Consider the following 13848-nt stretch of genomic DNA (forward strand, 5'->3'; position numbering starts at 1 on the left):
CAAACGAGCAGTAAGCGTTATTTCCGCGATTAAACGAAGGAAAACACTATGGCCCACAATCTCCACAAAACGCTAAAAGAATTCGACAGCGGTTCCGGCAAAGGCAAGTTCTACTCGCTGCCGCAACTCGGCAAGCAGCTTGGCGTGAAGATCAATCGTCTGCCGGTCTCGATCCGTCTGGTGCTCGAGTCTGTGCTGCGTAACTACGACGGCAAGAAGATCGCGGAAGAGCACATCGAGCAACTCGCGAACTGGAAGCCGAACGCCACGCGCGTCGACGAAATCCCGTTCGTGGTCGCCCGCGTCGTGCTGCAGGACTTCACGGGCGTGCCGCTGCTCGCCGACATCGCCGCCATGCGCGGCGTGGCCAGGCAGGTCGGCAAGGACCCGAAGGTCATCGAGCCGCTCGTGCCGGTGGATCTCGTCGTCGACCACTCGGTCCAGATCGACTACTTCCGCCAGAAGGACGCGCTCGACCTGAACATGAAACTGGAATTCCAGCGCAACAACGAGCGCTACCAGTTCATGAAGTGGGGCATGCAGGCGTTCGACACGTTCAAGGTCGTGCCGCCGGGCATCGGCATCGTCCACCAGGTGAACCTGGAATACCTCGCACGCGGCGTGCACAAGAAGGCCGAAGGCGGCGATACCGTCTACTACCCGGACACGCTCGTCGGCACCGACAGCCACACCACGATGATCAACGGCATCGGCGTGGTGGGCTGGGGCGTGGGCGGCATCGAAGCGGAAGCCGGCATGCTCGGCCAGCCGGTGTACTTCCTCACGCCCGATGTGGTGGGCGTCGAGCTCAAGGGTAAGCTGCGCGAGGGCTGCACGGCCACCGACCTCGTGCTGACCATCACCGAAATGCTGCGCAAGGAGAAGGTCGTCGGCAAGTTCGTCGAGTTCTTCGGCGAAGGCACGGCGTCGATCGGCGTGCCCGACCGCGCGACCATCGGCAACATGGCGCCGGAATACGGCGCGACGATGGGATTCTTCCCCGTCGACGAAAAGACGATCGACTACTTCAAGGGCACGGGCCGCACGGAAGCCGAAATCGAGGCGTTCGCGAACTACTTCAAGGCGCAGGACCTCTTCGGCGTGCCGAAGGCCGGCGACATCGACTACACGAAGACGCTCGTCCTCGACCTCGGCACGGTCGCGCCGTCGCTGGCCGGTCCGAAGCGCCCGCAAGACCGCATCGAAATCGGCAACGTGAAGTCGACCTTCACGGACCTGTTCTCGAAGCCGGTCGCGGAAAACGGCTTCAACAAGAAGGCCGCCGACCTTTCCGCCGAATACGCGGCGGGCGACAAGGTCAAGCTGCACAACGGCGACGTGCTGATCGCCGCGATTACGTCGTGCACCAACACCTCGAACCCGAGCGTGCTGCTGGCCGCCGGTCTGCTCGCGAAGAAGGCCGTGGAAGCGGGCCTGACGGTCGCGCCGCACATCAAGACGTCGCTCGCGCCGGGATCGCGCATCGTCACGGAATACCTGACGAAAACGGGCCTCCTGCCGTACCTCTCGAAGCTCGGCTTCGAACTCGCGGCATACGGCTGCACGACCTGTATCGGCAACGCCGGCGACCTGACGCCCGAGCTGAACGAATCGATCGTCAAGAACGACGTCGTCGCGGCTGCGGTGCTCTCGGGCAACCGCAACTTCGAAGCGCGTATTCACCCGAACATCCGTGCGAACTTCCTGGCCTCGCCGCCGCTGGTCGTCGCTTACGCGATCGCGGGCAACATCACGCGCGACCTGATGACGGAACCGGTGGGCAAGGGCAAGGGCGGCCGTGACATCTACCTCGGCGACATCTGGCCGACGAGCGACGAAGTCAACGCGCTGCTCAAGTTCGCGCTCGATCCGGACGCGTTCCAGAAGAACTACAGCCAGCTCACGAAGAAGGGCGACCTGTGGAGCAAGATCGAAGGCGAAGAAGGTCAGGTCTACGACTGGCCGAAGTCGACCTACATCGCCGAGCCGCCGTTCTTCGGCAGCGATTTTTCGATGACGCCGTCGTCGGCAGTGCCCGAAGTCAAGGGTGCGCGCGCCCTGGGCATCTTCGGTGACTCGGTCACGACCGACCACATCAGCCCGGCCGGCTCGATCAAGGAAGACTCGCCCGCAGGCAAGTGGCTGAAGGAAAACGGCGTGCAGAAGGCCGACTTCAACAGCTACGGATCGCGCCGCGGCAACCACGACGTGATGATGCGCGGCACCTTCGCGAACGTGCGCATCAAAAATCTGATGATCCCGGCGAAGACCGACGGCACGCGCGTGGAAGGCGGCCTGACGATCCATCAGCCGAGCGGCGAACAGCTCTCGATCTATGATGCAGCGATGAAGTACATCGACGCCGGTACGCCGACCATGGTGTTCGCAGGCGAAGAGTACGGCACGGGTTCGTCGCGTGACTGGGCAGCCAAGGGCACGCAACTGCTGGGCGTGAAGGCCGTGGTCGCACGCAGCTTCGAGCGTATCCACCGCTCGAACCTCGTCGGCATGGGCGTTCTGCCGCTGCAGTTCAAGGGTTCGGACAGCGTTCAGTCGCTCGGCCTGACCGGCGAAGAAACGTTCGATATCGAAGGCCTGACGGACGACTTCAAGCCGCAACAGGACCTGACGCTCGTGATCCACCACAAGGACGGCAAGGATCAGCGCGTGCAGGTGCTGCTGCGCATCGACACGCCGATCGAAGTCGACTACTACAAGCACGGCGGGATTCTGCCGTTCGTGCTGCGCTCGCTGCTCGCGGCGTAAGCAGGCGGTTTTTTGCAGGTGCCGCGCCCGGCAACGGGCGCGGTCACACTTGGAGCCCGACGCAAGTCGGGCTTTTTTTTCAGCTGTGCTTCGGGTCGGGCTACTCGATCAGCTTGTTCAACGTCGCAAACTCGATCAACGCCGCAAGTGACGACACGCCGAGCTTGTCCAGCACGCGAGTTTTATAGGTGCTGACGGTTTTATCGGAAAGCCCGAGCCGCGCCGCGATACCCTTGTTGCTCAAACCGCGCGCGAGATACTGCAGGACTTCGACTTCGCGAGGCGACAGCCCATTGAGCGCCACGTCGCGGCCGCCGCCGCAGCTGCCCGCCGGGAAGCAGTCGTAGCCGAGCAAGACCGCCTTGACCACACCGCACAGTTCCTCCACACCGCGATTCTTGTTGACATAGCCGTTCGCGCCCGCGACGCGCGTGTGATTGGCCATGACCAGCTCGGGCTTCGCAGAGAGCACGAGAATGCGCGCGCCGGGCTGCGTCGCGCGAATGCCGCGGATGACGGAAAGTCCGTCCAGCTTCGGCAATTCGAGGTCGAGAATCACCAGATCGGGATGCAATTCCTGTGCGAGGCGCAGGCCCGCTTCACCGTCGCTGCACTCGCCAACCAGTTCGTACTCCGTATTGAGTACGTTGGCGAGCATCTTCAGCACAATCGGATGGTCGTCGATGACGACGACGCGTTTCATTTTTTGTTCCATGGTGGCGTATTTGTTTGACCCTTCAGCGTGAATCTCACAGCCTGAACGACCTGCCGGCGATTTTGTATAGGAAAGATCTGAAAGAACCTGCAAGAAAACGTCGCAGGGTTAACCATTGCGCGCACAGTTTGAATTTAACTAACGCGTGAATTAAAGTAGAGCGATGATCACGCGCACCCGCACCGCTGCTGCTGCGCCCCGCCCGCGCGGCCGGCGCCGCGCGGCGACCGCCGACCTCGACATGCGCGAGCGGCTGCTCGCCAGCGCCACGCAACTGTTCGGCGAGCAGGGCATCGCGGCCACCACCATGGCACAGATCGCCGAGGCCGCGGGCGTGACGTCCGCCATGGTTCACTACTACTTCACGAATCGCGAAAAGCTGCTCGACGCCGTGGTCGAGGAGCGCATTGCGCGCTCGATCGCCTTCGTTTGGGAGAGTGTGGACAGCGCCCGGGCGGACCTCGCGCAAGACCCTCGCGCGCTCGTGGAAGAACTGGTCGCGCGGCTCTTCGATGTCACCGCGCGCATGCCCTGGCTGCCGCCGCTCTGGCTGCGCGAAATCGTCAACGAAGGTGGCCTGCTGCGCGAGCGCATGCTCGAGCGGCTGCCCACCGAGCAGTTGCAGCGCTTTGCCGCGCGCGTCAACGAGGCGCAGCGCGACGGCAGCGTCAACGCCGAACTGGAAGCGCCACTGCTCTTCATCTCGATTCTCGCGCTCGTCATGCTGCCGCTCGCCACTTCGAAGCTCTGGCAAAGCGTGCGCGGCTTTCCGAAGATCGAGCGCGAGGCGCTGCATCGGCATGTGAGTGCGCTGTTGAGCGCGGCCTTGCGGCCCGCGCCGCAGGCCACGCGCGCACGCCGCATGACGGGCGCAGCAGCGAGCCGCAAGGAGGACGCCTCATGAAGCGCCGCATTGCCGTCATATGCGCCGCGGCGCTCGTGCTCGCCGCATGTTCCCGGCATGGACCGGCAGGCTGGCAGGGCTATGCCGAAGGCGAGTACGTCTATCTCGCGTCGTCGCAGCCGGGCACGCTCACGCACCTCGACGTGCAGCGCGGGCAGACTGTCGCCGCCAATGCACCCGCCTTCGCGCTCGACTCCGTCGAGGAAGCGGCCGCGCGCGACGAGGCGCAGCATCGGCTAACGGCCGCACAGCAGCAGCTCGCCGACCTCCAGACCGGCAAGCGTCCGCCCGAAGTGCGCGTGACCGAGGCGCAGCTCGCGCAGGCCGAGGCGAACGCGCGCAAGGCCGCGCTCCAGCTCACGCGCGACGAAACGCAACTGCGCGCGGGCGGCATTGCACAGGCGCAGCTCGACGACTCGCGCGCGCAGGCCGCCTCCACGGCCGCCCAGGTGCGCGAACTGCAAAACCAGGTGCGTGTGGCGAATCTGCCGGGACGTAGCGCGCAAATCGCCGCCCAGGCCGCCGATGTCGAGGCCGCGCGCGCCTCGCTCGCGCAGGCGCAATGGCGGCTCGACCAGAAGCGCGTGAGCGTGCCGAGCGGCGGCCTCGTCTACGACACGCTATTTCGTGTGGGCGAGTGGGTGCAGGCGGGCAACCCCGTCGTGCAGATGTTGCCGCCGCAGAACGTGAAGGTGCGTTTCTTCGTGCCGGAAACGATCGTCGGGTCGCTCACGCCGGGCCGCAAGGTGAACGTGCGCTGCGACGGCTGCGCCGCCCTGGTGCCCGCCACCATCACGTGGATTTCCAACGCCGCCGAATATACGCCGCCCGTCATCTACAGCAACGAGAACCGCGCGAAGCTCGTTTTCATGATCGAGGCGCGGCCTTCCGCAGAAGACGCCGTGAAGCTGCATCCGGGCCAGCCGGTCGAGGTGACGCTTCAATGAGCACACCTGATCGATCCGCCGGCGACTACGCCATCGACGTGCGCAATCTCAACAAGCGCTTCGGCAGCAAGCATGTCGTCAACGACGTGTCGCTGCGGGTGGCGCACGGCGAGATCTTCGGCTTTCTCGGCCCGAATGGCAGCGGCAAAACCACCTCGATCCGGCTGATGTGCGGGCTGCTCACGCCTGACTCCGGTTCGGGCACCTGCCTTGGCTACGACATCCTGCGCGAGAGCGCGCAGATCAAGCGTCACGTGGGCTACATGACGCAGCGTTTCTCGTACTGGGAAGACCTGACGATCCGCGAGAACCTCGACTTCGTTGCGCGCATCTACGAGATGCCGAACCGCCGCGAAGCCGTCGACCGTGCGCTCGAATCGCTCGGGCTCGCCAGCCGCGCGAGCCAGCTCACGGGTGCGCTTTCGGGCGGCTGGAAGCAGCGGCTCGCGCTCGCGGCCTGCATGCTGCACGAGCCCGAATTGCTGCTGCTCGACGAACCGACGGCGGGCGTCGATCCCACCGCGCGCCGCGACTTCTGGGAGGAGTTGCACCGGCTCGCCGCGCGGGGCATTTCGGTGCTCGTGAGCACGCACTACATGGACGAAGCCGAGCGCTGCCACAAGCTCGCCTATATCGCCTACGGCAAGCTGCTCACGCAGGGCACCGCCGCCGAGGTCATCGCCGAACAGAACCTCGCAACGTGGGCGATTCATGGCGAGCGGCTCAGCGCACTCGCCACACAGCTGCGCGAAGCGCCGGGCATCGACCAGACGGTGGTGTTCGGCTCCGCGCTGCATGCGAGCGGACGCGATCACGCGGCGCTCGCCAAAGCGGTCGAGCGCGCCGTGCAAGACCAGCCGCTACGCGCGGAGCGCATCGACACCGGCCTCGAAGATGTCTTCATCTACCTGATGAGCCATGCTCAGGACAATTACGGAGTCACGTCGTGAGCGCGTCGTTCCCGTTTTCCGTGGCGCGCTGGTGGAGCATCGTGCTCAAGGAGTTCCTGCAGCTCAAGCGTGACCGCATCACGTTCGCGATGATCGTTGGCCTGCCGATCATCCAGCTCACGCTGTTCGGCTATGCGATCAACACCGACCCCAAGCATCTGCCCACGGCCATCGTCGTGGGCGAGGACAGCGTGTTCGCACGCAGCTTCGTCGCGGGCATGCGTAATTCCGCCTATTTCGACGTGATCGAAACGCTGCCCGACGAAGCCTCGGCGCGTCGTGCGCTGGCGCGCGGCACGGTGCAGTTCGTGCTCAGCATTCCTGTCGATTTCTCGCGGCGCCTGCTGCGCGGCGAACGACCCTCGCTGCTCGTCGAAGCCGACGCGAGCGACCCCACCGCCATCACCACCGCACTCGCGGCGCTGCCCGGACTGGTCGCGCCCGTGGCCGCGAAGGACCTCACCGGCCCGCTCGCGCATCTGAACGGCACGCCCGCCGCGTTCGACGTGCAGGTGCACCGGCTCTACAACCCCGAGGGCATCACGCAATACAACGTCGTGCCCGGCCTCATGGGCGTGATCCTCACCATGACGATGGTGATGATGACGGGCCTCGCCATCACGCGCGAGCGCGAGCGCGGCACGATGGAGAACCTGCTCGCCACGCCGGTGCTGCCCATCGAGGTGATGACGGGCAAGATCATTCCGTACGTGGCGATCGGGCTGATCCAGGCGACCATCATCGTGCTCGCCGCGCGCTACGTTTTTCACGTGCCGTTCGCGGGCGGCCTCGTTACGCTCTATCTTTCGGCGCTGCTGTTCATTGCCGCGAATCTCACGGTGGGCATCACGCTGTCGTCGCTCGCGCAGAACCAGTTGCAGGCCATGCAGCTGACGATGTTCTATTTCCTGCCAAGCCTGCTGCTCTCGGGCTTCATGTTCCCATTCGGCGGCATGCCGCGCTGGGCGCAGTGGCTCGGCAATCTGCTGCCGCTCACGTACTTCAACCGACTCGTGCGCGGCATCCTGCTCAAGGGCAACGGCTGGACCGACCTGTGGCCCGCAGTCTGGCCGCTCGCCGTCTTCACGGTCGCGGTCATGGCGATCGCCGTGCGCTTTTACCGGCGCACGCTCGACTAGCGCGAGGCACACGACCATGACGCGCGACGCCGCCTTTGCCTTCCTGCTTGTGCTCATGCTCGCGGGCTGCACCGTGGGCCCCGATTTCCACCCGCCCGCCGCACCCGATGCCACGGACTGGACGCGCGAGCCCGTGCCGGCTTCCACCGCCAGCGCCACCGGCCCCGGCGGCGGCGCGCAGACCTTCACGGCTGCGCAACACGCTCCAAACGATTGGTGGACGCAATTTGGCAGCGCGCAGTTGAACGAACTCGTCGATCAGGCCTTGCGCGCGAGCCCCACGCTCGACTCGGCGCGCGCGAAACTCCTGGAAGCGCGCGAAAACTACAACGCGCAGGCAGGCGCAACGAACTTTCCCGCCGTCGATCTGAAACTCTCCGGTACGCGCCAGAAGGTCGATCTCGCCGCTTTCGGCATTACGCAAGTGCCGAACCCGCCGCCGTTCACGCTTTACAACGCTTCGGTCAGCGTCTCGTACCTATTCGACCTGTTCGGCGCGAACCGCCGCGCGCTGGAATCCACGCTCGCGCAGGTCGATTATCAGGCGTACGAAATGGAGGCCGCGCGGCTTTCTGTGGCCGCCAACGTGGTGTCCACCGCCATCCGCCGCGCGTCGCTGCAACGCCAGATCGACCTCACCACGCAACTCGCGCAGACGCAGGCACGCCAGCTCGCGATCATGCAAGCACGCTACGCGGCCGGCGGTGTGGCGCAGATCGACGTGCGCAGCCAGCGCACGCTGCTCGCGCAGACGCGCGCTTCGCTGCCGCCGCTCGAAACGCAGCTCGCGGCTGCGGAGCATCAGCTCGCCACCCTGCTGGGCGTCGCGCCAGCGCAGTTCGCCGCGCCGCTCGACGCCCTTTCTCTCGATAAACTGCATCTTCCCGATACGGTTTCGCTCACTGTGCCTTCCACGCTGGCCCGCGAGCGTCCCGACATACGCGCCGCCGAGGCGCTGCTGCACCAGGCCGGCGCGAACGTGGGCGTAGCGACGGCGAATCTTTTTCCGCAGATCTCGCTCTCGGCAAGTATCGGGTCGGAGCGCACGCGTATCGAGGACGTCATCAGCGGACTGAACATCTGGAACGTCGGGCTCGGCCTCACGCAGCCGCTGTTCCATGGCGGCGAATTGCGCGCGAAGAAACGCGCGTCAGAAGCCGCCTATGAAGCCGCTTTCGCCGACTATCGGCAGACCGTTCTGCAGGCGCTGCAGCAGGTCGCCGACTCGCTGCAGGCGCTCCAGAACGATGCGACCGAACTGCAGGCGCGCGACGACGCCGCTCGCGAGGCCCAGGCCAACGCGGCGATCGCACAAACGCGCTACAACGCAGGCGGCGTGAGCGAGTTTTCGCTGATCGATGCGCAACGCCAGGCACTCCAGACCACGCTCGACCGCTCGCGCGTTCATGCGGATCGCCTGACCGACACCGCGGCGCTCTATCAAGCCCTCGGTGGCGCCCCGCTCCCCGGCACCGCGCCGCGAGGGCAAGGCAACGACACATCGGCGCCTGCCGCGACCGTCCGGTAACCTGGCCGCCCCACGCGGCAACCATCAACCCGCGGCGGCAACCATTCGTTTCCTTTCGCTTGCACCGCGCCTGCGCGACAATGACCCTCCCCCTGCTCCATCCGCAAACGAGAGACACGTATGAACCAGGCATCGCTGTCCCCCGCAAGTCTGTCCCCCAACGATCTCGTCGCGGCCGACGCGCTTGAGCTTTCGGAATGGATACGCCTGCGCAAGGTGTCCTGCCGCGAAGTGATGACGGCGTTTCTCGACCATATCGAGCGCGTGAATACGCCGGCGAACGCCATCGTCTCGCTACGCGAGCGCGCCACATTGCTCGCTGAAGCAGGCGAACGCGACGCCCAGCTCGCGCGAGGCGAGTACCTTGGCTGGATGCACGGCATGCCGCAAGCGCCGAAGGATCTCACGCCTACGGCCGGCATCCCGTACACGCAAGGCTCGCCGTTGTTCCGCAACGAAGTGCCCGCAGCGGATTCCCTGATGGCCGCGCGCATGCGCGCACAGGGCGCAATTTTCATCGGCAAGACGAATACGCCGGAGTTCGGCCTGGGCTCGAACACCTACAACACGGTCTTCGGTACCACGCGCAACGCTTACGATCCCACGCGCAGCGCGGGCGGCAGCAGCGGCGGCACGGCCGTGGCGTTGGCGCTGCGCATGCTCCCCGTGGCGGACGGCAGCGACATGATGGGCTCGCTGCGCAATCCCGCGGGCTGGAACAACGTGTTTGGTTTCCGTCCGTCGCAAGGCCGCGTGCCCTCCGTGCCTGCGCACGAACTGTTCTTCCACCAGCTCGGCTATGCGGGACCGATGGCCCGCACTGTCCCCGACCTCGCGATGCTGCTTGCCACCCAGGCGGGCTACGACGCGCGTGCGCCGCTGTCCATTGCCGAAGATCCCGCGCAGTTCGCGGGTCCGCTCGAGCGCGAGTTTAGTTGCGCGCGCATCGGTTGGCTCCGCGATTACGACGGCTATCTGCCCATGGAAGACGGCGTGCTCGCACTCTGCGAAACGGCGCTCAAGGACTTCGAATCTATCGGCTGCAAGGTCGAAGCCGCGCGCCCCGACTTCGCCATGGAGCGCGTGTGGCAAACCTGGCTCACGCTGCGCCATTTCTCGTGCGCGGGCACGCTCGGCGCGCTCTATCGCGACCCGGAAAAGCGCGCGCTGCTCAAGCCGGAAGCCCAATGGGAAGTGGAAGGCGGCCTGAAGCTCTCGGGCGAAGACGTGTGGAACGCCTCGGTCACGCGCAGCCAATGGTACAACGCGCTGCTCGCACTGTTCGAGCGTTACGACTACCTCGTGCTTCCCAGCGCCCAACTCTTCCCGTTCGACGCGAACGAACACTGGCCGAAGTCGATTGCGGGCCGCACGATGGATACCTATCACCGCTGGATGGAAGTCGTGATCGGCGGCAGTCTCGCGGGGCTGCCTGTCATCAGCGTGCCGGCGGGCTTCAATGCGCAAGGCCTGCCGATGGGGCTGCAGGTGATCGGCAAGCCGCACGCGGATCTCTCCGTGCTGCAACTCGCCCACGCGTACGATCAGGCCACGCAGTGGGTCAAGCGACGCGTGCCGGCGCTGCTGCAGGCGTAACGCGCAGAAGCAAAAAGGCAGCGCCACGGCGCTGCCTTTTTTTCGTCGACATCTCAAGCCATCACGCCATCATGCCTGCACCGCGCGCGCCGCATTCCTGCCGCGCAGCCATTCGAGCGCGAGCAGCAGACACGTGGAGAACACGATCAGGATCGTGGCGAGCGCAGCGATCGTCGGGCTGATGTTCTCGCGGATGCCCGTGAACATCTGGCGCGGCAAGGTGGTCTGATCGGCGCCCGCGAGGAACAGCGTCACGACGACTTCGTCGAACGACGTGGCGAACGCGAACAGCGCGCCCGAGATCACACCCGGCGCGATCACGGGCAGCGTGATGCGGAAGAACGTCGTGACCGGATTCGCCCCGAGCGAAAGACTCGCACGCACGAGATTATGGTTGAAGCCCTGCAGCGTGGCCGCCACCGTGGTCACGACGAACGGCACGCCCAGCGACGCGTGCGCCAGGATCAGGCCGAGATACGTATTGGCGAGGCCGAGCGGCGCGAAGAACAGATACATGCCCACGCCCACCACCACCACGGGCACGATCATCGGCGAAATGAGGACCGCCATGAGCACCGCCTTGCCGCGAAAATCGGCCTTGGTGATGCCAATGGCCGCGAGCGTGCCGAGTACGGTCGCCACGACCGTGGCGGCGGGGCCAACGATGAAGCTGTTTTTCGCGGCCATGCGCCATTCGTCGGACATCACGAGGTTCTCGTACCAGCGCAGCGACCAGCCCGGAATCGGATACACAAGGAACGTGCTCGACGAAAACGACAGCGGCACGATCGCGAGCACGGGCAGGATCAGATACAGCAGCGTGAGCACGACGAGCGCGCGCAACGCGAAGTACCACACGCGTTCGACGGCCGACGTATGCGGCGCAAACAGCGGCTTGGCAAATTTCATGGTCGCGCCTCCCTCAGCCAAGGCTCAGTTGCGTGCGCGTGAAGCGCCCGTAGACGAAATAGAGCAACGTGGTCGCCACCAGCAGCAGCGCGCCGAGCGCACAGGCCATGCCCCAGTTGATCGACACGTTGGTGAAGTACGCCACGTAGTAGCTGACCATCTGGTCGCCCGGGCCGCCGAGCAGCGCCGGCGTGATGTAGTAGCCGATCGAGAGGATGAACACGAGCAGCACACCTGCGCCCACACCGGGGTACGTCTGCGGCACATACACGCGCCAGAAGGCCGCGAACGGATGGCTGCCGAGCGACACGGCCGCGCGCTGGTAAGTGGGCGGAATCGACTTCATCACGCTGTAGAGCGGCAGCACCATGAACGGCAGCAGGATGTGCGTCATTGAGATATAGACGCCCACGCGGTTGAACAGCAGCGCGAGAGGATGCGAGATGAGGCCCGAGCCCATCAGCGCCTTGTTGACGAGGCCCTCGCCCTGCAAGATCACGATCCACGCCGCCACGCGCACGAGAATCGACGTCCAGAACGGAATCAGCACGAGGATCATCACGAGATTCGCGCGGCGCTCGGAGAGCGTCGAGATCCAGTAAGCGAGCGGGTAACCGAGCAGCAGCGCGAACACCGTGACGAACACGCTGATGACGAAGGTGCGCGCGAACACGTCGAGATAGATCTGCTGCTCGGGATCGGCGGCCACGATGCGGCCGAACGCATCCTGACGATGATCGAGCGAGGCGAGCAGATAGAACGGCGAGATGCGCGAGCTGTTCTTCGCAATGGCTTGCCAGTAGGTCACGTCGCCCCAGCGGTCGTCGAGTTCGACGATCCTGGCGCGCGTTTGCGCGGGCGTCAGCGTGAGCGGTTTGCCGTCGTCGTCGGCGAGCGGCATGGCGCGCGCCGTCTTCGCGACCAGCGAGCGGAAGCCCGCGATTTCCACGTTCAGGCGGCGCGCCAGCGCGCCCATCGCATCACCTTCCTTTACGACGGTGAGGTCCTGCGCAAGCGCAGCGTAAGCCGCGTCGGGTGGCGCGCTCTTGCGGTCCCAGCCGCGCAGCGCCGTGATGGTATGCGGCAGCGCTGTCGCCACTTCGGGGTTCTGCACCGCACGCGTGAGCAGTGCCGCGATCGGCACCACGAAAATCAGCAGCAGAAAGATCGCGAGCGGCGCGATCAGCATGAGCGCCATCGTGCGCTTCTTCGCTTGCGCCACGCGCAGTTCGCGCTTCAGCCGCGCGGTCTCCTCGCGTGCCGCGCCGGCAATGTTGGTCACGGTCGTCATCGTAGTCACACCTGGTCTCCCCTGCCATGCTACAAAACGCTCCGGCGCTCGCACGCCGGAGCGTCTACCCCACCCTTACTTCGCGGCCCACGAGGAGAAACGCTGCTCCAGTTCGTCGCCGTGGTCGGTCCAGAACGTGAGATTCTCCTGGATGGCGTTCTTGCCGTTGGCCGGCGAATTCGGCAGGTTGGCGAGCGTCTTCGCATCGAGCGCCTTGATCGCGTTCGCGTTCACCGGGCCATACGCGATGTGCTGCGCATACTCCTGCTGCGGTTTCGGCGAAAGCGTGTAGGCGATGTACTGCTCGGCCAGCGCCTTGTTCGGCGCGCCCTTCGGGATCGCCCAGTAGTCGAGGTCGTAGATGCTGCCGGTCCACACTACCTTGAGGTTCTTGCCTTCGCGCTGCGCGGCGTCGATACGGCCGTTGTACGCCGTGGACATCACCACGTCGCCCGCGACCAGGAACTGCGGCGGCTGCGCGCCGGCTTCCCACCACTGGATGTTCGGCTTCAGCTCATCGAGCTTCTTGAACGCGCGGTCCTGACCGGCCTTCGTCGAGAGCACCTTGTAGACGTCCTGCGGCGCCACGCCGTCGGCCATCAGGGCGAATTCCATGTTGTACCGTGCGCCCTTGCGCATGCCGCGCTTGCCCGGGAATTTCTTCACGTCCCAGAAGTCGGCCCAGTTCGTGGGCGCGGTCTTGAGCTTGTCGGCGTTATAGGCGAGCGCCGTGGACCACACGAAGAAGCCTGCGCCGCAGGGCTGCTGCGCCGCCTTCATGAAATCACCCTTGTTGCCGAGCTTGGCCCAGTCGAGCTTTTCGTAGAGGCCTTCATCGCAACCGCGCGCGATGTCGCCGGTTTCGACTTCCACCACGTCCCAGTCCACGTGCTTCGCGTCGACCATGGCCTTCACCTTGGCCTGCTCGCCGTTGTACTCGACAGCGGTGATCTTGTTGCCCGTCTGCGACTGGAACGGCTCGTTGAACGCCGCCTTCTGCGCATTGCCATTGGCGCCGCCAAAGTTCACGACGGTCAGCTCCGCGGCATTCGCCACGCCGAACGAGAGTGCGAGCGCGGCCGCGACCGCTGCAACGCGCATGT

11 protein-coding genes are annotated in these 13848 nt (G+C 65.3%); 7 read left to right on the forward strand and 4 right to left on the reverse strand.

The annotated features are described in order from the left end of the window. Positions 1 to 48 precede the first annotated feature (48 nt). Complete coding sequence (acnA, locus tag AB4Y44_RS23505) at positions 49 to 2766, forward strand: aconitate hydratase AcnA (protein WP_368701018.1); 2718 nt, start codon at positions 49 to 51, stop codon at positions 2764 to 2766. Between the two features lie 100 nt (positions 2767 to 2866). Here acnA and AB4Y44_RS23510 read toward each other — a convergent pair whose 3' ends face one another. Next, positions 2867 to 3469 (reverse strand): response regulator transcription factor, encoded by a 603-nt coding sequence (locus AB4Y44_RS23510; RefSeq protein WP_254319748.1) that lies wholly within the window; start codon positions 3467 to 3469, stop codon positions 2867 to 2869. A 175-nt stretch (positions 3470 to 3644) separates the two neighbouring features. Between AB4Y44_RS23510 and AB4Y44_RS23515 the strand changes: the two genes are divergently transcribed. The 6 genes from AB4Y44_RS23515 to AB4Y44_RS23540 all read left to right on the forward strand — a co-directional run bounded on the left by AB4Y44_RS23515 (position 3645) and on the right by AB4Y44_RS23540 (position 10545). Then, positions 3645 to 4385, forward strand: a complete 741-nt coding sequence (locus AB4Y44_RS23515; protein ID WP_342918520.1) for a TetR/AcrR family transcriptional regulator — start codon at positions 3645 to 3647, stop codon at positions 4383 to 4385. After that, positions 4382 to 5332, forward strand: a complete 951-nt coding sequence (locus AB4Y44_RS23520) for an HlyD family efflux transporter periplasmic adaptor subunit (protein ID WP_342918519.1) — start codon at positions 4382 to 4384, stop codon at positions 5330 to 5332. The genes AB4Y44_RS23515 and AB4Y44_RS23520 overlap by 4 nt, the downstream gene beginning before the upstream one ends. Next, positions 5329 to 6282: an ABC transporter ATP-binding protein gene (locus AB4Y44_RS23525; RefSeq protein ID WP_368701019.1), complete on the forward strand. Its 954-nt coding sequence runs from the start codon at positions 5329 to 5331 to the stop codon at positions 6280 to 6282. Before AB4Y44_RS23520 ends, AB4Y44_RS23525 begins: the two co-directional genes overlap by 4 nt. Next, the gene (locus AB4Y44_RS23530; protein ID WP_368689262.1) at positions 6279 to 7421 is read left to right on the forward strand and encodes an ABC transporter permease; all 1143 of its coding nucleotides are present in this window, start codon (positions 6279 to 6281) and stop codon (positions 7419 to 7421) included. The genes AB4Y44_RS23525 and AB4Y44_RS23530 overlap by 4 nt, the downstream gene beginning before the upstream one ends. 16 nt (positions 7422 to 7437) lie before the next feature. Beyond that, on the forward strand, positions 7438 to 8949 hold the full coding sequence (locus tag AB4Y44_RS23535; protein ID WP_368701020.1) for an efflux transporter outer membrane subunit: 1512 nt from the start codon (positions 7438 to 7440) through the stop codon (positions 8947 to 8949). A 120-nt stretch (positions 8950 to 9069) separates the two neighbouring features. Then, entirely contained in the window at positions 9070 to 10545 is a 1476-nt protein-coding gene (locus AB4Y44_RS23540) for an amidase (RefSeq protein ID WP_368701021.1), read from the forward strand. Positions 10546 to 10614: 69 nt separating this feature from the next. On the opposite strand, the gene AB4Y44_RS23545 is transcribed toward AB4Y44_RS23540, so the two are convergent. The 3 genes from AB4Y44_RS23545 to AB4Y44_RS23555 form a co-directional block, all read right to left on the reverse strand. After that, the gene (locus tag AB4Y44_RS23545) at positions 10615 to 11454 is read right to left on the reverse strand and encodes an ABC transporter permease (protein WP_342918514.1); all 840 of its coding nucleotides are present in this window, start codon (positions 11452 to 11454) and stop codon (positions 10615 to 10617) included. 13 nt (positions 11455 to 11467) lie between these two features. Further along, positions 11468 to 12745, reverse strand: coding sequence for an ABC transporter permease (locus AB4Y44_RS23550; protein WP_342918845.1), 1278 nt, complete (start codon positions 12743 to 12745; stop codon positions 11468 to 11470). A 75-nt stretch (positions 12746 to 12820) separates the two neighbouring features. Continuing rightward, entirely contained in the window at positions 12821 to 13846 is a 1026-nt protein-coding gene (locus AB4Y44_RS23555; protein WP_342918844.1) for an ABC transporter substrate-binding protein, read from the reverse strand. Positions 13847 to 13848: the final 2 nt, after the last annotated feature.

It is taken from the genome of Paraburkholderia sp. BR10937 (assembly GCF_040965695.1).
Lineage (GTDB): Bacteria > Pseudomonadota > Gammaproteobacteria > Burkholderiales > Burkholderiaceae > Paraburkholderia.

Coding starts and splice junctions, on each gene's coding strand:
- AB4Y44_RS23555 (WP_342918844.1), bottom strand. CDS start 13,846: ATGCGCGTTGCAGCGGTCGCGGCCGCGCTCGCACTCTCGTTCGGCGTG.
- AB4Y44_RS23535 (WP_368701020.1), top strand. CDS start 7,438: ATGACGCGCGACGCCGCCTTTGCCTTCCTGCTTGTGCTCATGCTCGCG.
- AB4Y44_RS23520 (WP_342918519.1), top strand. CDS start 4,382: ATGAAGCGCCGCATTGCCGTCATATGCGCCGCGGCGCTCGTGCTCGCC.
- AB4Y44_RS23525 (WP_368701019.1), top strand. CDS start 5,329: ATGAGCACACCTGATCGATCCGCCGGCGACTACGCCATCGACGTGCGC.
- AB4Y44_RS23515 (WP_342918520.1), top strand. CDS start 3,645: ATGATCACGCGCACCCGCACCGCTGCTGCTGCGCCCCGCCCGCGCGGC.
- AB4Y44_RS23510 (WP_254319748.1), bottom strand. CDS start 3,469: ATGAAACGCGTCGTCGTCATCGACGACCATCCGATTGTGCTGAAGATG.
- AB4Y44_RS23540 (WP_368701021.1), top strand. CDS start 9,070: ATGAACCAGGCATCGCTGTCCCCCGCAAGTCTGTCCCCCAACGATCTC.
- AB4Y44_RS23550 (WP_342918845.1), bottom strand. CDS start 12,745: ATGACGACCGTGACCAACATTGCCGGCGCGGCACGCGAGGAGACCGCG.
- acnA (WP_368701018.1), top strand. CDS start 49: ATGGCCCACAATCTCCACAAAACGCTAAAAGAATTCGACAGCGGTTCC.
- AB4Y44_RS23545 (WP_342918514.1), bottom strand. CDS start 11,454: ATGAAATTTGCCAAGCCGCTGTTTGCGCCGCATACGTCGGCCGTCGAA.